This is a genomic window from Peribacillus sp. NPDC097197 (assembly GCF_050278025.1).
Classification (GTDB): domain Bacteria; phylum Bacillota; class Bacilli; order Bacillales; family DSM-1321; genus Peribacillus.
Genome location: NZ_JBNNST010000015.1, coordinates 43951 through 65858, shown reverse-complemented (window position 1 = coordinate 65858; position 21908 = coordinate 43951). Strand labels below are relative to the sequence as shown.

Genomic DNA, 21908 nt, shown 5'->3' with positions numbered 1-21908 from the left:
TGCAAACCTCCCCAATTCATTAAGCATATTTTGAGGACAACAGTAACATAGCAAATGATCCGATTATAAATAATTCGAGAAATAGTATAAAAATAATGCTATCTGAGGCAGCAGCTCCGATCATTGGAGCCATGATTCCCATTAATAGTCCATTAATATAACCGGTTAAAAGGGTTTGATAATCGAACAAACCTCCAAATAAACTACCAATGATCATACCAATTAATGTTGCTACAACGGTAATCTCCATGTAATGTAATGGGTATTGGCTAATTAAAATGACACCTGTGACAAAAGCCAATCCTCCTCCAGTAATCATAGCAATGTTCATTCCCAGATGAAATCCAATCAATTTACGCCGTTTATAAAGATACATATAAGCAATCAATGTAATAACGAAATTGCCATACAATAAAATACCAAACCATTGTGACATTTCATCACCTCTTTAATAACATATGATGAGCATTATGACATTTGCGCAAATAATAAAAATATTTTAAAAATTATTTTTAATCCACTTCATTATACTTGACCACACCAAAATTCTATTCTTTTAATATATTATATTAATCCTACTAAAAGGATAATATTATAAAAGGTGGAGAAAATATGTCTGACAAAAATAAATTCAGTGATTTTTTCAAGGGAATTCCTGTTAACTACCCTATAGGGGTTGTTTATTTAAATGGTTTTCCAGTAGAAGTTGCTAACTTCTCAAATCTACAGTACGATACAGGATTAGCTTACTTTATCGATGCTGAAGGTCAACTTACAGTATTAGATACAGCAAAAATCGATGGTGTTTCTTTTGGTGAAGCTGCAGAAGCACCAGAAGAAGAATAGTAGCTTAAGCTCGAACAAAATCTCCTTATCGTGATGCAGCTGTATTTATTTTAGTAATACAGTCGAAGAACAAATAAATTGGACGGACAGTAATCATGTAATTCACTGTCCGTTTTCAATCGTATCTATATAAAAGTTCTAAATCGAATTCACCTATGTCTTACACTACGTAAGACTAAGAAAGAGGGTAAGTATTAATGAATAATAAATGTGATGCAAATAAATTAAAGAAATTGCTTATGAGTTTACCAGTTAACTATCCTATAGGACTTATTTATTTGAATGGATTACCTATAGAAATTAGCACATTTATATACCTAAATTGCGATACTGGGATAGCTAACTTTGTAGGAGCAGAAGGAAATGTTGTGTCATTAGACACTGCACAAATCAATGGTTTATCATTTAGACAAGCTGAAGAACCAGAAAAAGGGTGTTACTGATTATTCAAATTATAGGATTTCTAGATTCAATATAATTTGTCTTTTATAACTATAAAGACTAGGAACCCTTTACTTTTTATACTTTAAACATAGTGTAACCGCCAAGTAGAAATAAACACTTTCTTACCTGAAAATGCTGAATCAGGATGCACACCATTTTCCAGTAATGATGTTCACCTTATTTGGAGAGACGGGCATGATAGTCTATTTTAACTGAGCCTGATAAACCTTGGTTTATCTGGCTTCATGGCTCATATCTTACCCGTAGTGGCTCCATGTAAAGTGACATTGTGCATGTTCTAATTTCCGGTAAAGTGGCCACTCTAATTCAGCCAAAAGTGTTCAAAGTTATCTGACGAATCCTATAATACCAACTACTATTCATCTCCCCATACAATCCCATCTATAGTAGAACACTCGAAAGTTTTTACATTTTCATTATCAAGAAAAAAAACAAGTTTATCTTGATTGTTTAAACTTAAAAATTTTGTCACGCTCTCTTTTTTCCCATTTACATAAACACTTTGAAGAGGATAATTACTAGGCAACATTTTTAAAATTGATATAAAAGGATATTGAAACATCTCATTTCTTGTTGACAGCTCTTCTGATAGGATCGAATCGTACTTGGTAAACTGCCTTTTTATTTCTTGAAAACGCTCTAAGCACACATTAAGTTGCTTAGAGAACATAGGAATCGTTTTGTTATTATTATCCAATCCATCACTAAGCTCCTTTAGTTTTCTTTGGAATTCTATAACTTGCTCGGATAGAATAAAAATTATTTCATTATTACTCTCTAATTTATTATTAAGTTTTGTTTGGTTTCTTTGGAATTCTATAACTTGCTCGGATAGATTAGAAATTTCATTTTTACTTTCTAATTTATTATTAAGTTTTGTTTGGTTTCTTTGGAATTCTATAACTTGCTCGGATAGATTGGAAATCATTTCATTTTTACTCTCTAATTTATTATTAAGTTTTGTTTGGTTTCTTTGGAATTCTATAACTTGCTCGGATAGATTAGAAATCATTTCATTTTTACTCTCTAATTTATTATTAAGTTTTGTTTGGTTTCTTTGGAATTCTATAACTTGCTCGGATAGATTGGAAATTACTTCATCATTACTCTCTAATTTATTATTAAGTTTTGTTAGTTTTTTTTGAAATTCAGTATTATAATTTGAATGATAACATTGTTGATTCGAGGAATAAGACATCCCCATATCTAAATATAACTTAGGGGGAGAATTTCGTTTTACATATGAAGGTTTCACTACTTATTTCTCTCCTCTTGCCGTTTATTATAATATATGAGAAGACTATTTCAACGGGAACATAAAAGAAAGTAATATTTATATAAAATAAAGCCGGATATCACTATATTCCGGCTTTTTCACAGTATTATTTTTTGTGCAATTTTGGTATTCTCAGCTAATTCTTATCTAACAAGAAAATGACTTGTCGTACTATATGGTGATAAAACAGATGGAAGGGAAAGGTATGTCCATTTCTTTCTCATTACACAAAGAGATCAACATTGATTCATTCGTTACTTCCACTAAAGTCCCTTCAAATTCTTCATCATTAATCTTGATTTTCAAATTCTTATGCAAAACCGTTAATAAAAAAATAGCTAACGTGGTTTTGAAAAAGATATCGATCAATTCTGGTGAGCAGGAGACTGTTTCTCCAAAATTAAAGGTTAGTGACCTACGAAGGCAAGGGTCTATATCTAACAACTCTGGTTCATTCAAAGGTTGTACAATACGACTATCCGTTTTTAAAGAGATAATTTTTAATAATGGAATGATGATTTGTTCGTTGCTTTGTCTTAACACAACAAAATCCCGACCAACAAAGCAAACGACACCACAAATTTTTGTGTTATCCCTCTCAATTACTTTTTTCTTGTTTACGACTTCTTTCTTCTTTCTTTTAGAGACCTTTTTAATATTAGTCCTTTTTCCTACACGTGGTTTCTTTTGGATTTTACCTACCTTTTTTCTCCATCTCCATATTTTTTGATTCCTTTTCTCTACACCCTTAATGGCTTTAATCGAAGTCATTTTCAACGTCGGTTTACTTACCTCTATTTCTTCCTCTGCTTCTTCACAATCTAACTCAATTTCAACCAATTGTTCGATTAGGCCTTCAAGTGATCTCATCTTCCCTAATTTTGACTGTTCATTTGATAAACCAAAATTCAGAAGCAATTCATTTGCAGCATCAATCCGTCTATCAAGCTCCATAGTTTGCTCTTCGGGAAGACATGAAGTTGGGGAAGGAAATTTAGGAGTATCTAAACGTAGGGGGCAACAATCTTCCGGAATGCAAAAGTCATCACACGCACCTGGAGGAACAAATTCTGGACAACAAAATTCACTGTTATTATTAATCACTGTATCACCTCCCTTCAAGAGAAATAAGTTTTTCTATTAGTATTTTATTATTCAGTTAATTTTCTAATTGTTTCCATAATTTCTTTTTTATCTATAGCCTTTTTTGTATTTGCCATATCAAATATTCCACGAATTCTATTTTTCTCATCCATTAAATACATTACGGTATTATGAGAAATAAAGTCGCCACTTACTTTTTTATATTTCATTTTAAATATGCCTGCAACTTCTTTCGTCTCATCTGTGGACCCCCTCATAAACTTCCAGCCATCATCGTTTGCATCGAATGCTTTTGCATAGTCACTAATAACCTCATTGCTATCATTCTCTGGATCTAAAGTAATAGAAAGTAGTTCCACTTTCGTTCCGAATAACTCTTCCTTTTGAAGTTGAAGCTGTAAGTCTTTTAAATCATTCATAGTCATTGGACAGATATCAGGGCATTGTGTATAGAAAAAAGTTACTAATTTCACTTTATTATTATCTAAATTGTACTGTTCACCTGTAATAGTATTCATAACAAAAGGATCTACTTTATCCAAGACAGGTATTTCATTGTTATCTCGAAATATAAATAATAAAAAGAAAAAAACTAAAAGACTAATGAAACAAATAAAAATAGTTAACAATTTCAATTTATCTCTCATCTATCTACACCACCCTATTAACGGTTCGTCAATAAAAATATTATGTTTCTAATAAATCATTTTATGTTTCTGATTCCTAACGGTTACTAAAAAATAGGACAAACATACAATTTCAATCGGAAATTTTTTCAAAAAGGCTAATGCACATTTCAAATGTCACGGACAAGCATAAAATGGGAATACCTTCATGAAAGGAGATATATAAATGGCGAACCTTGAAGATTGTCATTGCTGTAATGAGGCAGTCCGCCAGGCTTTTATACAGCATCACTGCAAAAATAATTTCAGAAACCATAACAATTGCTCATGCCAATCCAGCTGCTGTTGTATCAAGAAACCTGTATTGTGCATTTTTGATGAGTTTTTTGAAATTCAGCCCAAGGAATCTTGCCCAATCAGAAAAGTTTGTTTACTAACTCCTTTAATTCAACGCTGTAATTAAAAAGAATATTAGAAAGGAAGAAAATAAATGAGTATACATCGCGAATGCAACTGCAATAAACGCAACTGTAAAAAATGTGACTGTCATAAGCACGACTGCGATAAGCACGACTGTCATAAGCACGACTGCGATAAACACGACTGCGATCACCATAACCATTGCGATTGTTGTGATAATCGGGAATGTTGCGATAAACGTTTTCGCATCAGATTAGGTGGATTAAAGAATGGATTAGCCTTTCGGTTAGATCAGTTAAGTGGTTGTAACATCAAGCTTTTTATTGAAGGTGAAACAAAGCCAGTAGAAGGAAAATTAATTCTGGTTGGTACAGATTTCGCAGAGCTTTTATTAAAAAATAATGTAGACAAAAAAAATAAAGGCGATCAATTTCTTATCGTTCCTTTTGAATCGATTAAACTTATAGAAAGCTAGATTATAAAGGAATCGAATATGTTTCATCTTAAGTCTTAGGTTTCACCCCACCTTTCAAACCAGGGGAATCATCCCCTGGTTTGTTAGATATTATCTAAACTTGGCAAATGAGTTTGAATTTTGTCATGGACACGGATGATTCCCCACATTCCTTGCTCAATATCCCAGCGAATATTTCCTGATCGGTACATATAATCTCCAGGGCAATTCAATATTCCACCTGCACCACCAATTAACAGTAAATCTTCCGCATGTCCTGGCACTATATGTCCGACATATGAATCAGATCGGGAATCCAATTCTCTAGGGTCAAATTTCCACTTATGTCCATGAATATGAAACGTATGAGCTCTTCTTCGTTCAGATGGATGTGTCAAACGGACAACAACACCCTCTCCCGGGTACGCTTCAAAAACAGGTGTAGCAGGATCGTCAAAAACTTTTGAACTAAATAAATCACTTAAAATCGGTCTTTCTCTAAAGCGGTTAATCAATCTTTCCGACCGGTAATTAAAACCTCGCGAACCATTATCGTACGTATCTACTTCCTCGTCAGGCTCTGCAACTGGTATCACACCCGCTAGCGGATCAACAATTAACTGCCCTTGTTTATCAACGAGTCGAACACCATCGTGCATAATTAGGACGAATTCTCGAGAATTACCCAATAGGGGATTAGAAAGAACTACACTAGCACCTGTGCATACTGGTTCAAGAGTCATCGGGTCTAGATAAGTCGTAAAGCGTGGTTCAGCGATAAAAGCTCCAAATGCACCGAATGAACGATGATTTCGTAAATCAGCCATATCAAACATGACACAGCTTCCAAGATTTTCACTGACATGCCAGCGATAGGTGATTTCTTCTCCAGGTCCAACAGTTTGATCTGGGTTAAAACCGACTGTATCACCACTAGATGTTTTAACATCATAATCAAGTAAACTAACATGTAGTGAAATCCTCAATGACGGAGGATAAAATGCTTGTTCTTTCACAGGTGGATATGGATGGATTCCATCTGGGAAAGGAAATAATTCAAATTTAAGCTGACTTGTTAGCGTAACCTCGACAAGATCTCCTACATTTCCTCTTAAAATGAGTGGCTCAGGGTTCTTCTTCCCGCACAGAATATCTTCAACATCTTCTTCAAGGGCAAAAATAATGCCAAATGGATCATGATCACCAAAGGAATTATAAATAATCGGTGTTTGAAATGCGACAACGCGATAACAACGAACTGGTGGATCATCTGCTATTTCAGGCGGTAATGTGCATAATGGATTCGCAAGGGTAGGCGGTTTTCCCGTCTTTACAGGCAATGGTTCTGTTCTTCGCGGGGGAAGCGGTTTATCTGGTAAAGGTATTAAGTCGTTTACTTCCTGATCAAATGCCCGTATTAAGCCCCACGTACCGTTCCAGACATCTTCTTCATCCTCAAATGCCCATAAATAATCACCTGGAAGCGGAAGATCCATTTCTAACGTAAACGATTCTGAAATCCCGATATGTCGTTGGGATAAAAGAGTTGTATCATTGCTAGGACGCTCCATCTTCCACTTTAATCCATGTAGATTAAAAGTGTGCGACTCCTCATGAGCGCCTTGTAATAAGCGAATGCGAATAGGATCTTCGCTATAAGCTCTTAATATTGGGGTTACAGGGTCTCCATTCACAAATGAACTAAAGGAATAGGCTGGATCACAATCTTTCCCAAGTCGAAACTGAAGCGGTTCATTCTTGTAATTAACCCCAAACACACCAGGATCTTCTTGTGAACCAGGGAATGGTGGCGGCGCAAGAGGATTTCCATTTTCATCAAATAATAAAGTGAAATCTTGGATAAATAAAGCAAAATCTCGATAATCAGGGATTAATGGATTTGTAATGGTTACTTGTGTTCCTACATCTACTTTCTCACCCGTACAAGAGTCGAGAGCTTGCGAGAAGCGAGGTTGAATAATTCCTGCGCCAAATACTCCATGTTGCTGGTGAGAAACTGCAAATAAATGATCGTGGAAGAAAAAGGCTTTCAATTCTGTATCCGCATAATACTCATAACGTATTGTCTCACCTGGTAGAACGGAACTGTCATAGTTCCAACCGACATTTGCACCATCCGCTACAAGAACATCAAACTTAACAAAGTGGATATGAAAACCAGCTTCATATGTTCTCGTTACAAGTTGGAAAGCATCACCATCCAAGACATGTGGCAGCCGATTCGTAAAGTTTAGCCTAATGCATGAACCTGCGTTAATGTGGAGAGCGAGTGGCTCTGGTTCTTTCTTACCCGATAGTACATCATCTAGATCCCGATCTAAAACGTATAACCTTCCTTTCGGATCATGCCATCCCTGTTTGTTGTAAACAAGGGGCATCTCGATTAGTGAGACATCAAATTCGACTACAACTGGATTTCCTAAACATGAATCTACAAAAACAGCACCAGGTCTCGCGTTTGGTACAGCTGCATTTTTTTCAAGATTTGTCATTTCGCGACCACCAACGATTCCAAGAGGCGGTCTTGGTGCTTTACAACCGACTTTTCCGGGAATGAAATTTGGAAAACCAGGCTTTTCTTTCGTCGGTCGAGGGGGACAAGGTCGATCAGGCAATGGCTGCAGAGCAGCAATTGGAACGCCATTAGGATAACATTGACTACCATCTTGAAGCGTATCAAAGATTCGATTAATTCCCCACATTCCTACTTCAAAATGTGGATATAAATGACAATGGATAATCACATCTCCAATTGCTCCATGTAAGCTTCCAAGACCGTATAATGGTATGACATTATAATGAGATTGTGGACTAATTGCCTGAGCATCAATAATTTCTGATTTCACATTCTTTGAATCTCTTAACCATTGATGGACATGGTAGTGAAACACATGTGTTTCTTTTGCACCACCGTGTATCATTCGGATAACCGCAGGATCTCCTTTATATCCACGTAAAATCGGTGTGGCAGGATCTCCAAAAACCCAGGAATCATGATGAACTTCTTCCCCATCGGCTTCAGGAGTTACAACGCCTTCATCTATCAACCTAATACGATTATGAAGTGGCTCATAGCGGTAATTTACGCCGTGAAAAGATTCTGTTTCTTGATTTGTACGAATATTAATAGCTCTATTTCCAGTTAAATCATCCACTTCCATTTCATCATTAAAAACCCAAGCGTACTCTCTAAACGAAGGTAGAAATGGATGATGAATATCAGCAAAAACACCACTATTCAGCTCTCCACCTGTCACCGGATCCGTCCACCAAGAACCTCTTGTTTGTACAAGTAACGAACCAAAGAGTCCTTGAATACTTGAGCCTTCTTCAGTACTAGATACATTACCAAGATCAGTGAAAAAATAAATGCCATCAACATCTGTTAAAATCCTATAAAGAATCTTTTCTCCACATTCAACTAACGAACTTGGGTTAAACCCAACATTCGCTCCGTCTGACGTTAACACATCATAACTGGCTTCCTGAAAATGCATACCAGTTGCAAACGGAAGTTGATTCTCAAAAAGGATTTCTACTGTATCACCAGCATTAGCCCTGATAGTAAGAGGCTGCACAAGTTCTACTGGTTTAAATGGATTTTTTTTAACAAGCTCTTTTACTTTCGCTTCATTTTCTTTTAATACATACATTCTTCCATCTGGATTATGATCACCAAAATTATTTACAACAATTCTGATAGGAATGGCCACCACATGATAGCGTCTGATCATGATATTCCCTCCTCTTGGTGCCTTACTTCATATCATCTAGTTCTGGAATTCTTGGTTTTCCAGGCCGCTCTATATAGAACACTTCAATGTTATGAATATGGACAAACCAATTTCGATTTTCCAACTGGGAAAATTGTGTTATTTCCACACAAATTTTAGCAACATCCTCAACAACATCAAGAATTTCTCCGATAAACATAAACGGATAAGATGGCGTTAATATGAGAGCTCGTAGGCCAATCCCATCTCTAAAATTATTAACAAGTGCCTCATCATGAATTGTATTAATCGACTGACAATCAAAATAATCATTATTCATTCAACTAAACCTCCTTTGCCGCAGAGTATCTCTATTAAACGAGTGGAAACCTTGTATCGCTATCAAAACCTGGTGTGAAATGAGCGATTTTTTCCAAAGGAATAGATAATGGTGTCGGAAATTTAAAGAAAGGTGCATTTAATATTTTTATAGTTACTGGAAATAGAGTAATATGACCTTCTTCCACTTCCACTAACGGACCAACAAAAATCGGTCTAAATGTCTGTCCTAACAGATTTAGTTGTGCTGTTTCTGTTACTACTAACAATTCCTCTCCAATAAATTCATTTAGCTCTCTAAAAAAATCGTCTTCACAACTTTCCTTACAACTTTCTTCCCTACTCTCCTTACAACTTTCTTCACTACTTTCCTTAGAGCAATCACAATCATTCGACTCTCTATCTAATTTGTCATCTTTGTTTTCGTCATTTCGATTTTTTTTTTCACTCATGCTACCCCTCCTCTTTTAAAGTAAGCACCATTCTTCAGGCGAACTATTCACAGATAAGAAAAAATTCTTATTTAAAACAGGCCAAATCGTTTCTTCCCTAAAAGCGATAAAAGATTAATGAACCGTATGCTTTGAATAATTGTAGTATGTGTTAAATCAACTTCGATTTTCTCATTAAATAAAAGAAGTATTAGTTTTTGTTGGGTTACACTCTGAATTTTCCCAAATACTATTTCTTTATCGGTTCGAATTTTCACCCACGTTTTTCGCCAAGATACCAAGTTTGTAGCTAAAGATTCCTCGAAAAATTGCTGAATTAATACATCTCTCTTAGACACCGTCTCACCAAAGTTATTTAGCAGCTTTCGTCTTAAATCGTTATCAAAAATAAAATACTGATGACTGCTTGAGAAATTCGGTATTCCTGTAGGAAGGTTAGCTGATTCAATGGCATGATAAGGTAGCCATATCCGCTCATTCAAGTTGGTTAGCATCACGAAATCGCGTCCAATAGCAGTCACCTTTCCAAGCATCTGAATGATTTTATCATCATTTTTCAAATTAATAACAACCTGTTGATTTCGTTTCATTTTGAAAAATTTCCTCAAAACAAGTATTTTTTTTTTTTCTGGAGCCGCCTTAGTAATATTCATTAAATTCACTTGCTCCATATATTCATTAAAAATTCTAATTTCTTCAGTTGATGTGGCTCCAAGAGGTGAAGTTATACCTGTAGTTGTTTCATATATATCATTTTCTTTAATAACCTCCTGCTTTCTTTTTTCCGCTAAATCAGAGATGTAATCACTGAGTCGCATCTTAGTTTTCAAACAACCCCCTCCTCATTTCATTCATAACAATGTATGGGTGAAAACCCTTAAATATTCATTAATAAAATGGTTACTTTCATCAAATTAATTCCCTAATTACCAAAAACCACAGATACAATCCTTATCATTTATTGATAAGGAATAGATAGGGTTCTATTGTCTTGATGAATGACTACATACAATATCCAAGCAACGAAAACCAAAGAAACAGTAAAAAACGCAAAAACAGAGCATAAACTTTGTTTTTGCGTTTAGGTTACCTTGAAAAATAAACGATTCTCTTGTCTTGAAGATAAAATTAATACCTGTACTTTTGATTTACTTCTTAAGAAGTGCCGTCAATAATATCCATCAAAGTACATAAATTATAACCAATAAAATCAGATTCAGTATACAATCCAGAAATAATGTATTTATCGAATTCGATTCACCTGTTACATTAACTTTTACATAAAGAAGTGATGATTGTAAATTTCTTAAATCATGAATCCTCACTTTGCAATTATTTCCGAATAAGTGATGAGATTGACGATGAACAATCAAGATTTGTAGAGGCAGTAGCTGCCGAAGCTTATAAATTAGGAATGGGTGAGCTTGTAACAGCAAGCCATACAACCGCAATGAGCTCTTATAATGATGCCTGTGTATACAAACTTTTCAAGAAACTAAAACAATCAAATATTAATTTTGTAGCACTTCCGAAGGCTAATTTGCATTTACAAGAAAGATTTGACAGCTATCTTGAGCGAAGAGGAATAACAAGGCTAAAGGAACTTTTAGAAGCAGAAATTAATGTTTGTTTTGTACTAGATTCTATTATGGATCCATGGTATCCACTGGGAGATGGGAATTTAATCCGTGTTGTCGAAATGGGTCTACATGCTTGTCATATGACAGGATACAACGATATTGTCACAGCTCTGAAATTGGATTCGCACACTTGATGCATCTTGAACCTACGTCCTATACGTTAGCACTTTGATCATTGACCCTTTCCTGTCAACTTTTGATTTCTTTTAGAAATCCTATAAAATTGTCTAGCTCCTCTCTAGTATACTTAATTAAAAAGCTCTTCCATACGTTTTTAATTTATCTAAAAATACCTGAAGCTGGCTCTCTCCCTATGCCCCAACAACTACTAGATTCATCGTTTTCCTCTTACTGGGAGTCCATGGTCGTTTTTGTAATCCGGAACAGGAACCAATCCGTAAAGTTCACGAAGCCTTGCTACTGCTTCTACAGGTGGTTTTGAATTGTAAAACCCACGTCGAGTCATATAAACACCTGAATTCTTCCTAAGATCCACTAACGATTCACACATCTTTATCCCAGCTGCAAAAGAGTCGATCACTGGAACATCCCCAATCCTTGATATGCCATGGGTTGCCAGGAATACATTCATTGGTCCTTCTCCCGGTACGATTATATCTGCTCCCTCAGCAATGGCCTTTTCAGCAGCCTTTTTAAATGAAGCTATTACAGGTTCTGGATTCTCAAACCCGGCCAGTACTTCGTCAAAACCAACCTCTGTCTGAACAATCGGTCCGAGCTTCCCTCCTAAACCATACCGATCAGCATTTTGACGAAGCTCATCTGCTAGTGGAGCCAGGAAATTCACAACACCGATTCGATCGCCAAGCATGGAGGCGATATGGAAGGAGGCTTGGCCATATCCGATAACCGGTATATCTACCAATGTACGGGCTTCTAACAGACCCACATCTGGGATTGTACCGATGAACATGGCATCATATCCAGCATTTTCAGCCATTATTGCCGCGCGAACAAATTGTTCACGATGCAAGTTTTGTAGATAAGAATAAGTAATAAAGTGTCCAGGGTAATTCGTTGGGTAGGTTTCTTTTTCCATTCCGTGGAGCACAACCTCTACTCCCGGACGGGCTATACGATCAATATGTTTTAAAACAGCATCCCGATATGGAATGACTGATTCAATGCTGGTTAGACTTTGATGCCAGATTTTCATAAGTTACCTCCTATAATAGTAGTTAACGTGTGCAATTTACGAAAAAGGAATGTTACATTATTACTATCGAAGTCTATTATCGGTTTATACTTCCTCGCCAACATTCATCGTGAACTTTCTATGATGTTGATTTAAGGTAATGAGCGTCAGCAAACTAACAAGCATAAACCCTGTAATGACTAGCATACCTTGCTGTAAATTTAAGACACCTAATACCATCGGCCCAATAAAACCACCCAAGGATGACAGAGTACTTACGAGAGCGATTCCTGCAGGTGCTGTAGATTCACTGAAGAAAAAGGTTAAATAAGCATAAAATGAACCCGAAATTCCATATAGTCCTGCGGAAGCTATTGAAAGCATTAAAATCATGAATGGTATGGTTGTAACAAATGCACAACCGATTAAGCCTACCATAGCAATCGATACACAAACAGCCAGATGTTGTTTATGCTTATTGGTTCTGTCCGCATTCCAACCAACAAATAAAATCGAAGGTATGGCAACCAATGGAGGTATCATTGCAAGCCAACCGACTTCCATGTTTGAAGTACCGGACGCAGAAAGATTCTTAATAATGGTCGGTATCCAGAAATTCAGACCGTTCACAGCTACAAATCCTGCAATATTAAATACTGACAGTTTCCAAACATTCGAATCTTTCAGCATACCCCTATGCGAGGTTTTATTATGTTTTGCAACTAACTTTCTTTCCGTTTCTAGTTCCCCTTCCAACCATGTCTTTTCTTCATTCGTTAACCATTTTGCATGGGCAGGGCGATTCGTCAAATAAAACAGCACAATTATACCTAACATTACAGCAGGGAGACCTTCGAGAATAAACATCCATCTCCAGCCAGATAACCCACCCCAAGCTATCTTATCGATAATCCAAGTTGAGAGTGGTGCACCAACTAATGCAGCTAATGGGAGGGCAACAAAAAACGCTGCAGTTGCTTTTCCACGTTCCCGGGCACGAAACCAATACGTTAAATATAAAATGATGCCAGGGGTAAATCCTGCCTCGGCGACACCTAACAAGAAGCGTAAGATATAAAGATGCACGGCCGATTGAACGAAACCAGTAAGTATGACTATGATTCCCCAAGTAATCATGATTCGAGCGATCCAAAACTTTGCCCCAACCTTTTGCAAAATCATATTACTAGGTACTTCAAATAGACAGTAACTGATATAAAAGAATCCTGATAGAAGTCCAAACATTTCGGCTGATAACGCCAGTTCAGCATTCATTTCTAACGCAGCATATCCCATATTAACCCGGTCAAGGAAAGCAACAATATACAAAACCAAAATAAAAGGCAAAATCCTTACCATTGTTTTCTTCAGTGTACTTTTTTCTATTTCCTGTATGTTGATATTCTGGCTCATATCTATTCCCTCCCACTGAATGGGTTTTCCAAAAGACTAATTGTCTCTATATAACTGAAACCAGTAAAGGTCTTTCTCCTGTGAGGCTCTTCATCCAGACGTCCATTTTTTAAAAGAATGCTGAACAACTGCGTCCATTTTATTTTGTTAATGATTTTTTATCCCTCAACTTATTTATAGCTTGGTTCGCTGCCACTCTACCAAAAATGGCCGCTTTCCCTAAAGAACTCCCTGTCATGTACCCTGCTCCATGGAATCCACCAACCATCTCACCTGCCGCATACAAACCAGGAATCACTTCATTGAATGGATTGATGACTTCTGCTCTGGTATTAACCCGTACACCAGCGTATGTCGCTAGCATAGCCGCAACGGTTTCCATGGCATAATATGGTGCTTGTTGAATTGGCAACGGCGTTCCAAATGTATGAGTTAAAGTTCTTCTACCAAATACATCTTTTCCTGAAGCAATCCCATCATTATACGATGCGACGGTCTGGATTAAGCTTTCAGTAGGTAATTGAAGTATAAGAGCTAGCTCTTCTAAAGAATCTGCTTTCACTATTAAATTTTCTGAATATAAAAGATCAAAATCATATAGAGCATCGTTTTTTACACTTTCATTCATAACTGCTTGATCAAAGACTTGAAAGGTTTTTTGTTTTTGTTGTAATGCTGCATCGCCTAATAATTTGTAAGAAATCGATTCATTCACAAAACGGTTGCCTTCTTCATTTACAATGATGCCACCCTTATAGAATGTATGGGCTTGGCGCTTTCCCTCATTAGTCGATTTTGGATGAAAACCATATGTGCCTTTCAAATTCGGAAAATCTATTAACCATGCACCTGCAGAAGCGGCTAACTTTAATCCATCTCCTTGATTCCCGGTCCCTCCAAGGCGAATCGTCCCATCTAATTGAGGGGCATATAAATGTAGCATCTCTTCACTTTGAGAAAATCCACCAGTCGTTAAAATTACACCAGAATTGGCAAAGCATTCTTTTTTCTCACCTTTCTGTCCATATACCACACCTTTAACTGTATCTTCCTTGATGATCAATCGATTTACAGGACTATTCAAATACAAGATAGCTCCATTTTCCACTGCCTTATTCCTTAGCGTGTAAATTGCTTGCTCCGGTATGATTGTATGTCCTCTTGGATTAGAATGGCCACTCACTGCCTGACAATCTTGAAACTGAATACCATGTGCTACGAGCCAGTTATATGTTTCCAGTTGATGTTTTCCATACGCTTTTACTAGCGCCTCATCATTTTGATGCTGGCCAACCGTTAACATATCTTCTATTAAACTAGGAGTTGAGTCTTGGATGCCGAGACGTTTTTGAAAATCCGTTCCAGCAAAGGCCATAAAACAACCGCTTAAAAGGGAACTGCCCCCAATGGTATCTTGTTTTTCAAAGATAGCGACGCTTAATCCTTGCTCGGTAGCTTCCAGTGCGGCACATAGGCCAGCCATCCCAGCCCCGACAATAATCACATCTACTTGGTTCATTACCTTATACTTCCTTTGTTGCTGCTAACAAAACGCTTAGCCCGGCTTCACACACTTGCATATCATGCGTGTAATGCCCACCGCTAACACCAATCCCCCCAACGCACTCACCATCTACCTGGATTGGATATCCTCCACCAAATACCACAAGGCGATTTGTATGTACTAATCCAGCCATTAATGGTGGATCATCCTTCAAGCGATCATACCATTCATGTGTCGCACGATTATAAGCGGCTGCTGAAAATGCCTTATTTTGAGCGATTTCCAATGCCAAGACAGGCGTACCGTCCATAGCAGAAAACGCCTTTAAATTTCCCGCTTTATCCACGATAGAAATCGCAAAGTTCATGCCTAACTCTTTCCCTTTCTCTTCTGCCTTTTTAAGTATCTCCTTAGCCAAATCCAATGTAATTGTTTGTTGTGTGTAAACCTGTTTCAATTCTGTCATTATAAACTCCCCCATTTCATTATTTTGTAATTCCAACTGGCATTCCAGCACCAAATGCTTCTACAGAAGTTGCCGATATAGCCTTACTCTTTGGTAAAACTAAATCCACGATTACATAGGCTATATCGATGGGATGCAGCCATCCTGCCTTATTGATATTTCCGCCTAGTGCTGCGGTCATTTGCGTGTCGACAGGTCCCGGACATACTGCATTCACTCGCACGCCATAAGGTTTTAATTCTTCTCCCAATGCTTTCGAAAAACCGATTACAGCATGTTTTGAAGTGATATAAGCACTGCGATCCGGACCACCTTTAGTACCCCATATAGATGAAATGTTCACAATAACTCCATCATTTTTTTGCTTCATTTCCTTTACAACTTGTTTGCAGAAATAGTACGGGCCATGCACATTCACATCAAACATCCTTTGCCACTCATAAGTCGATGTTTCAGTAAAAGGTTTTAAAAGCATTGCTCCTGCATTATTAACTAAAATATCAACCTTCCCAAGTTGTTCCCTAACCTTCTCTACAACCGCCTCCACTTCCTCTTCATTCGCTACATCGCATGAAACGGCAATTGCTTCCGTGCCATAAGTGTTTTGAATAAACTCTGCCACGTTTTCACATTCCTGCAGATCTCGGGCGCAAATGGCCACCTTTGCTCCGTAGGAAGCCAGTAAAATGGCGGTTTCTTTCCCAATCCCCTTACTGGCACCTGTTATAAGTGCCACTTTTCCCTCTAGTTCCATTTAAGACCTCCTCCTTCATTAAATCGTTTGATAGCTATCTATATACGACACGGCATGTTTACCCGCACGACGTCCGAATACTAAGCAGCGCAATACGGATGTACCGCCTGGATATTTTCCATAATATATGCCTGACGTTTCACCAACAGCATATAAACCAGGAATCGGTACTGCATCACCTGTTAACACGCGACCTTCGACATCTGTTGCAAGCCCGCCGTTTGTAAATACATTGCAACAATGTATGGGATAAGCAATAAACGGCCCCTCATTAATAGGAATCGACCAATTCGATTTATTTAAAGCTAATGTCGTCGTCGCTAAACCATCTACTTTGTCATAAATGAATTCCCCAGTTGGACAATCAGCGTTAAAATTATCTACCGTTTGCACCAGGTTTTCACGATTTACATTGATTTTGTCGGCTAACTCTTCGATGGTATTCGCAACAATTGGTGGCCTATCGGTTTGTAAGGCCTCTTCATAATTTGGAATCGTATACATCTTTTGATCTGTAATCATATAGGCAACATGATTTTCGCATGTATAAAAGATTTTGCGTGCTACTTCTTCATACTGCTCATCAATTGTTGATACACCCTCATCGGTAAAGCGTTCACCATTTTGATTCACTAGAATTGCGTATGGAAATAACATAACAGCCGCTTCCTCACGCTTACTCCTAGGGTCTACCGGCTCTGCATGAAAGGAATCGAATTGTCCGTTTCCTGTTGCACCAATACGCATCGCCATTCGAATAGCTTCTCCTTTATTAAACAAGCCACCTTCTGAAACCGGGGGGATTTTGTGTGCATCTCTCCCCACATATTGAGCCATCATTTCTTTATTGCCTTGAAATCCACCTGCCGCTAAAATTACGGCATTGGTTTTCAAGTAGATGCTACTGCCATCTGATACACGTACATGTAGTCCGTTTACAGCTCCTGTATCATCAAGGGTTAAGTCCCAAGCTGTAGCCTCATATATAATTTCGACACCTAAAGCACGAGCGCGTAAACTTAACGTATCAACAATCGCTTTACCTCCCCCCACTGGTAATAAGCGTGGCCGGGAAGCGGTTAAAAACATAGTAGGTAAGAAATCAAATTCAACCCCTTTGGATTCCACCCATCGTAACGTTGGCCCAGCCTCTTTTTCCAATGTTTCAGCATATTGAATATCAATTAAATTATCTGAAAAATCACGCATGTCGCCCACCAAATTAGGTGCCGGTGTATCAATGTTTTCCATTCGCATATACGCAGCAGTCCAACGGGTATTCCCACCCCGTTTTTCAAACGGTGCACGTTCTAAAATTGCAATAGAGAGTGATTGGTTTTGAGCTTTTGCCTCTTCCGCTGCGGCTAAAGCAGCTGCTGTTCCAGCTGCTCCACAACCAACAATAACAAGATCATAATTTACTTCATCCATGTGCATTCACCACTTTCTCACTTTTCAGAATATTTTTCTTCCATTTTATTAATCTCATGTAATTTAAATAATTCTTGACGTTCCTCCCATGTGCAAATATATGGTGCTATATTTTTCTGTGACTGTTCTTGCTTTAAAACGTTCACTGCATCTTTTACTCCTTTAATGGCACCACGTAAAACCGTATTGGCACAAAGCATAACGCGATAACCCATTTCTTGTACTTCCGTTTGAGAAAATAGAGGGGTCTTTCCCCCTTCTACCAAGTTCAAAATAAGTGGAATGCCTGTGACTAATTTTGGAATTTCTACAATCTGTTCATATTCTTGTGGAGCTTCGATAAAAATGGCATGAGCACCAGCCTCTTTGTACGCATTAGCACGCTTGATTGCTTCATCAAAACCTAACACAGACAGTGCATCCGTCCGTGCAATGATTGCCAATCTTTCATCTTGACGCGCATCAAGAGCTGCATGTATTTTCCCTATCATTTCTTCTTGAGAAATCACTTCTTTACCATTAAAATGGCCACATTTCTTTGGCATGACTTGATCTTCAATTTGAATGGCAGCGGCCCCTGCCTTTTCTAATATTTTTATAGTTCGTTGCATATTAACAGAATTTCCAAATCCAGTATCTGCATCTACCACTAATGGAACCTTAGTGATATCGGACATCCATGAAACAACTTGTGCAATCTCTGTTAACGTCGTTAATCCCACATCCGCCCAGCCAAGTTGCGCATTGGCAATGCCTGCTCCTGTCACATAAATCGCTTCAAAACCTGCTTCTTCTAATATCCGAGCTGTCATACCGTCATATGCGCCTAGTAATAACAGTGTTTCTTGCTGCTGTAATAATTGATAAAATTTTTCTGTCTTAAGCATGTACTTCATCCTTTAACTAGTTACTTGTAAGTCATGTGCTACACTCTGATGAAAAATAATTGTAGATTCCTCAAAATGAAAGTTTTGATTGAATTGTATTCTTTGATCAAACACATGCACAACTTGGGAAATAACCCGCTTTCCAATCAACATGGAAACATAATAACTACCCTCATCAGGGAGAGTATAATGCTCTTTCAAACCCTCATGGAAATGGTACTGGACTTGATAAGGTCTTCCGAGTAGTGCAGTCATCGTTTCCACTTTCCCTTTTCGTAAAAGTTCTCGTAAATAAGTGGAACTTACCTTAGTACCATACATTTCATACTTTTCTACGGCATCCACGGATAGAAGTTGTTCACTGTGCTCTGCAATCGTTTTAATCGTTCCAGCACCCTTCGCTCCATACGTATAATCAAAACCAGCTACCACGTGTTTCACTTGTAAGTTGATTAAATATTCTTGCACAAATGTTTTCGGTGTTTGAGATGCAAATGTCTTTGTAAATTCCACAATGTAGAAAATATCTACACCCAGTGTCTTTAATTGTTGTACTTTTTGCTCCATTGGCATTAAATAATCGATTTCTTGATTTGAAAACACGGTTTTGGGATGTGGAAAAAAACTCATGACCGCTAAAGGAAGTCCTCTTAGCTTTGCTGATTTTGTAGCCTTTGTGATGACATGTTGGTGCCCCTTATGAACTCCGTCAAAAAACCCTAATACCATTACGCTTGAACAACTATTAGATTGAACAAATGATAGATTTTGTTCATTTACAAGAATCACTTTCATCACTCTTGCCTACCTTCCATACATTAGCGAACTTCAATAGTAAGATTGTTCAGTTCCTTATCCTGCACAGTGTCACCCCAATACGTATTGCAGGAAGACCGTTCCTCTAATGTCCACTCAATCGGCTCCCAGTCCGGTTCGAAAATTTGATAACCACCTGAAAACAATTCCACACGACACCCACTTCCTGGGTCTATAACATATAGATAAATAGCTTGTGTTGCACCGTGCTTTCCTGGTCCGATAAATTGCAGTCCATTCTCTTTTAAAATATCCGCTGCTCGTAAGATATCTTGTGAATCATCCAACCAATATGAAATATGATGCAAACGAGCCGGAGTTGGTAATGTATCTTTCTTTAGTAAAGCAACATCATGAACCAAGGATGTTACACTTAACCAAGCTGCTAAAATACCATCATCACCGCGCATATATTCACGCATGTTAAAGCCCAAAACATCCATTAAAAACTCGTATGAAGCGTTTACATCTGTAGACGTATGAATATTCACATGATCGAATCGTCGAGGAGAAATACCCTTTCGCCATGATTGATATACCTGATTTTTTAATACCGATGCATTTCCATTTGTTGCTTTCGGCTTCTCCACATCATAATACAGCTCAAATGTATGGCCACTCGGCATCTTAAACCGGATTGAATCTCCTATTCCAACTGTTGTCCCTTTTGGATATTCTTCAAAGGCCACTTCGTGTTTTTCCAATATTTCCTTGAAGCTTTCAACGCAATTTGCTGTTTTAGTACGCCAGCCAATATGTTTCACATAGCCTTCCTCTCCAGCTTCCAGGCTTAATGTGTGATGTTGAAAATCGCTATATGCACGCAAATAATGAACACCATTTACCTCCTCAGTTTCTTCCAAGCCGATCACTTCTTTGAAAAAGAATAGTGATTTATTTAAATCGCTCGTAACTAATGCAACATGTCCTAACTTCGCAATTTCTGGTTTCAATGCTCCTCTTCCTTCCTGTATGAAAACTCGATTAGCTTTGGTTCCATCTTACAAACTTTTTTTATTGAAAACTACGAATCATTTTTCTGAAATTCAATCAGTTTTCCATAAAGAACTACCTAATTTTCGCTTTATCCTCATTGGTCATAAACTGATAGTTTGCCACTCCTCGTTGTTCAATCGGAATAGCCAGTAAATATCCCGCAAGAGGTTCCCGCTTAACCTTGTCCTCTGGTAATGGTTCATATGCAGTCGTGACAAACAAGGTATCTAGGTTTTCACCACCGATTGTGCAAGAGGTCACGTGTGATAATGGCAGTTCAATTTCTTGAATGACTTCCATCTTTTTAGGACAGATACATACAATTCGCGTCGGTGTCTTTAAGCGAGCAGCTATGGTACCACCTTTATATAAAGCTACCCATAGGTTTCCATCTGCATCGATTGCCATACCGTCAGGGAAACCTTCATCCAATTCAAAAGAGTAGATGATTTTTTCAAATTGGATTTCACCATTTTCTTTTAGCTGATATTGGAAAATCAGATGCTTAGAAGAGTCAATATGATAAAAATTATGGGTCTTGCGATTCCAATCCAATCCATTCGAAAATGTTATATTTTCCAGTTTCACAGAAATATTCCCACCAGCATCAACACTAAATAACTTGGAGTTTTCAAAAGGGTAATGTGACAATGCTGTATAAGGAGATTCTTTGAAGCGTTTAAAAAAACCGTCCGACAATCCTACCCAAATCTGTCCATCCGGTCCGCACTTGCCATCATTCAAATAATGAATATCATTGAGTCCATCTGGTAAGACAAAAGGGACTTTACTACCTTTTTTAAAATTCAAATAATACAAACCATCTTTATATATGCCAATAAACTGTCCATCCGCTGATGGCACAATAGATTTGATCCAACCTAGTGCATCATATACACTTTCTTGTTCCGTTTCCGGGTTGTACGTAATGATTTTCTTCGCCGTAATATCCAGCCAAATTAAACCATATCCTTCATGCCAAATCGGGCCATCTCCAAATTTCGCACGGTAGTTTCCACATTTTTTTATATTAATCACCCACTATTTCTATATCGTTCCACCCTGTCTTCCCTTCTGACATTTTAACTCGTTTTCACAAAGGTGAACTTGCATGGAAAACGGATAAAGT

Annotated in this window: 22 protein-coding genes and 1 pseudogene; 4 read left to right on the top strand and 19 right to left on the bottom strand. The window is 37.6% G+C overall.

What is annotated here, in order from left to right:
- Window positions 1-19: 19 nt before the first annotated feature.
- A complete protein-coding gene (locus ACQKL6_RS17200; protein ID WP_402989691.1) occupies window positions 20-436 on the bottom strand; it encodes a hypothetical protein in 417 nt (138 codons plus the stop codon).
- A 176-nt stretch (window positions 437-612) separates the two neighbouring features.
- Here ACQKL6_RS17200 and ACQKL6_RS17195 point away from each other — a divergent pair, with 176 nt between their 5' ends.
- Window positions 613-846, top strand: a complete 234-nt coding sequence (locus tag ACQKL6_RS17195; RefSeq protein WP_402989693.1) for a hypothetical protein — start codon at window positions 613-615, stop codon at window positions 844-846.
- Between the two features lie 197 nt (window positions 847-1043).
- A complete protein-coding gene (locus tag ACQKL6_RS17190) occupies window positions 1044-1289 on the top strand; it encodes a hypothetical protein (RefSeq protein WP_402989696.1) in 246 nt (81 codons plus the stop codon).
- Between the two features lie 377 nt (window positions 1290-1666).
- On the opposite strand, the gene ACQKL6_RS17185 is transcribed toward ACQKL6_RS17190, so the two are convergent.
- From ACQKL6_RS17185 to ACQKL6_RS17175, 3 genes are all read right to left on the bottom strand, one after another.
- Complete coding sequence (locus ACQKL6_RS17185; RefSeq protein ID WP_427651584.1) at window positions 1667-2566, bottom strand: coiled-coil domain-containing protein; 900 nt, start codon at window positions 2564-2566, stop codon at window positions 1667-1669.
- 192 nt (window positions 2567-2758) lie between these two features.
- On the bottom strand, window positions 2759-3691 hold the full coding sequence (locus tag ACQKL6_RS17180) for a hypothetical protein (protein ID WP_427651583.1): 933 nt from the start codon (window positions 3689-3691) through the stop codon (window positions 2759-2761).
- A gap of 47 nt (window positions 3692-3738) precedes the next feature.
- On the bottom strand, window positions 3739-4338 hold the full coding sequence (locus ACQKL6_RS17175; RefSeq protein ID WP_427651582.1) for an SCO family protein: 600 nt from the start codon (window positions 4336-4338) through the stop codon (window positions 3739-3741).
- 215 nt (window positions 4339-4553) lie between these two features.
- Here ACQKL6_RS17175 and ACQKL6_RS17170 point away from each other — a divergent pair, with 215 nt between their 5' ends.
- Window positions 4554-4754, top strand: coding sequence for a hypothetical protein (locus ACQKL6_RS17170; protein WP_427651580.1), 201 nt, complete (start codon window positions 4554-4556; stop codon window positions 4752-4754).
- Window positions 4755-4759: 5 nt separating this feature from the next.
- Here the strand turns inward: ACQKL6_RS17170 and ACQKL6_RS17165 are convergent, their stop codons facing one another.
- The 5 genes from ACQKL6_RS17165 to ACQKL6_RS17145 all read right to left on the bottom strand — a co-directional run bounded on the left by ACQKL6_RS17165 (window position 4760) and on the right by ACQKL6_RS17145 (window position 10546).
- Complete coding sequence (locus tag ACQKL6_RS17165; protein WP_427651578.1) at window positions 4760-4939, bottom strand: hypothetical protein; 180 nt, start codon at window positions 4937-4939, stop codon at window positions 4760-4762.
- A 356-nt stretch (window positions 4940-5295) separates the two neighbouring features.
- Window positions 5296-8946 carry a copper oxidase gene (locus ACQKL6_RS17160; RefSeq protein WP_402989709.1) on the bottom strand — a complete coding sequence of 1217 codons (3651 nt, stop codon included), beginning with the start codon at window positions 8944-8946 and terminating at the stop codon, window positions 5296-5298.
- 22 nt (window positions 8947-8968) lie between these two features.
- Window positions 8969-9265 carry a hypothetical protein gene (locus ACQKL6_RS17155; protein ID WP_402989712.1) on the bottom strand — a complete coding sequence of 99 codons (297 nt, stop codon included), beginning with the start codon at window positions 9263-9265 and terminating at the stop codon, window positions 8969-8971.
- Between the two features lie 34 nt (window positions 9266-9299).
- On the bottom strand, window positions 9300-9716 hold the full coding sequence (locus ACQKL6_RS17150) for a hypothetical protein (protein ID WP_402989715.1): 417 nt from the start codon (window positions 9714-9716) through the stop codon (window positions 9300-9302).
- Window positions 9717-9787: 71 nt separating this feature from the next.
- The gene (locus tag ACQKL6_RS17145; protein WP_427651576.1) at window positions 9788-10546 is read right to left on the bottom strand and encodes a hypothetical protein; all 759 of its coding nucleotides are present in this window, start codon (window positions 10544-10546) and stop codon (window positions 9788-9790) included.
- A gap of 518 nt (window positions 10547-11064) precedes the next feature.
- On the opposite strand from ACQKL6_RS17145, the pseudogene ACQKL6_RS17140 reads away from it, so the two are divergent.
- A pseudogene (locus tag ACQKL6_RS17140) lies at window positions 11065-11475 on the top strand (amidohydrolase family protein); the annotation flags it as partial.
- Between the two features lie 215 nt (window positions 11476-11690).
- On the opposite strand, the gene ACQKL6_RS17135 reads toward ACQKL6_RS17140, so the two are convergent.
- From ACQKL6_RS17135 to ACQKL6_RS17090, 10 genes are all read right to left on the bottom strand, one after another.
- Window positions 11691-12533, bottom strand: a complete 843-nt coding sequence (locus ACQKL6_RS17135) for an aspartate/glutamate racemase family protein (protein WP_402989723.1) — start codon at window positions 12531-12533, stop codon at window positions 11691-11693.
- A gap of 84 nt (window positions 12534-12617) precedes the next feature.
- On the bottom strand, window positions 12618-13925 hold the full coding sequence (locus ACQKL6_RS17130; protein WP_427651573.1) for an MFS transporter: 1308 nt from the start codon (window positions 13923-13925) through the stop codon (window positions 12618-12620).
- Between the two features lie 139 nt (window positions 13926-14064).
- On the bottom strand, window positions 14065-15444 hold the full coding sequence (locus ACQKL6_RS17125; protein ID WP_402989729.1) for an FAD-dependent oxidoreductase: 1380 nt from the start codon (window positions 15442-15444) through the stop codon (window positions 14065-14067).
- Between the two features lie 4 nt (window positions 15445-15448).
- Window positions 15449-15895: a GlcG/HbpS family heme-binding protein gene (locus tag ACQKL6_RS17120; protein ID WP_402872423.1), complete on the bottom strand. Its 447-nt coding sequence runs from the start codon at window positions 15893-15895 to the stop codon at window positions 15449-15451.
- 19 nt (window positions 15896-15914) lie between these two features.
- Window positions 15915-16649, bottom strand: coding sequence for an SDR family NAD(P)-dependent oxidoreductase (locus ACQKL6_RS17115; RefSeq protein WP_402989732.1), 735 nt, complete (start codon window positions 16647-16649; stop codon window positions 15915-15917).
- An 18-nt stretch (window positions 16650-16667) separates the two neighbouring features.
- A complete protein-coding gene (locus tag ACQKL6_RS17110) occupies window positions 16668-18080 on the bottom strand; it encodes an FAD-dependent oxidoreductase (protein WP_427651570.1) in 1413 nt (470 codons plus the stop codon).
- Window positions 18081-18097: 17 nt separating this feature from the next.
- On the bottom strand, window positions 18098-18967 hold the full coding sequence (locus ACQKL6_RS17105) for an isocitrate lyase/PEP mutase family protein (protein ID WP_427651568.1): 870 nt from the start codon (window positions 18965-18967) through the stop codon (window positions 18098-18100).
- A 12-nt stretch (window positions 18968-18979) separates the two neighbouring features.
- Window positions 18980-19762 (bottom strand): FAD synthetase family protein, encoded by a 783-nt coding sequence (locus ACQKL6_RS17100; protein ID WP_427651587.1) that lies wholly within the window; start codon window positions 19760-19762, stop codon window positions 18980-18982.
- A gap of 23 nt (window positions 19763-19785) precedes the next feature.
- A complete protein-coding gene (locus ACQKL6_RS17095; RefSeq protein ID WP_427651566.1) occupies window positions 19786-20736 on the bottom strand; it encodes a VOC family protein in 951 nt (316 codons plus the stop codon).
- A 115-nt stretch (window positions 20737-20851) separates the two neighbouring features.
- On the bottom strand, window positions 20852-21817 hold the full coding sequence (locus tag ACQKL6_RS17090; RefSeq protein WP_427651564.1) for an SMP-30/gluconolactonase/LRE family protein: 966 nt from the start codon (window positions 21815-21817) through the stop codon (window positions 20852-20854).
- Window positions 21818-21908: the final 91 nt, after the last annotated feature.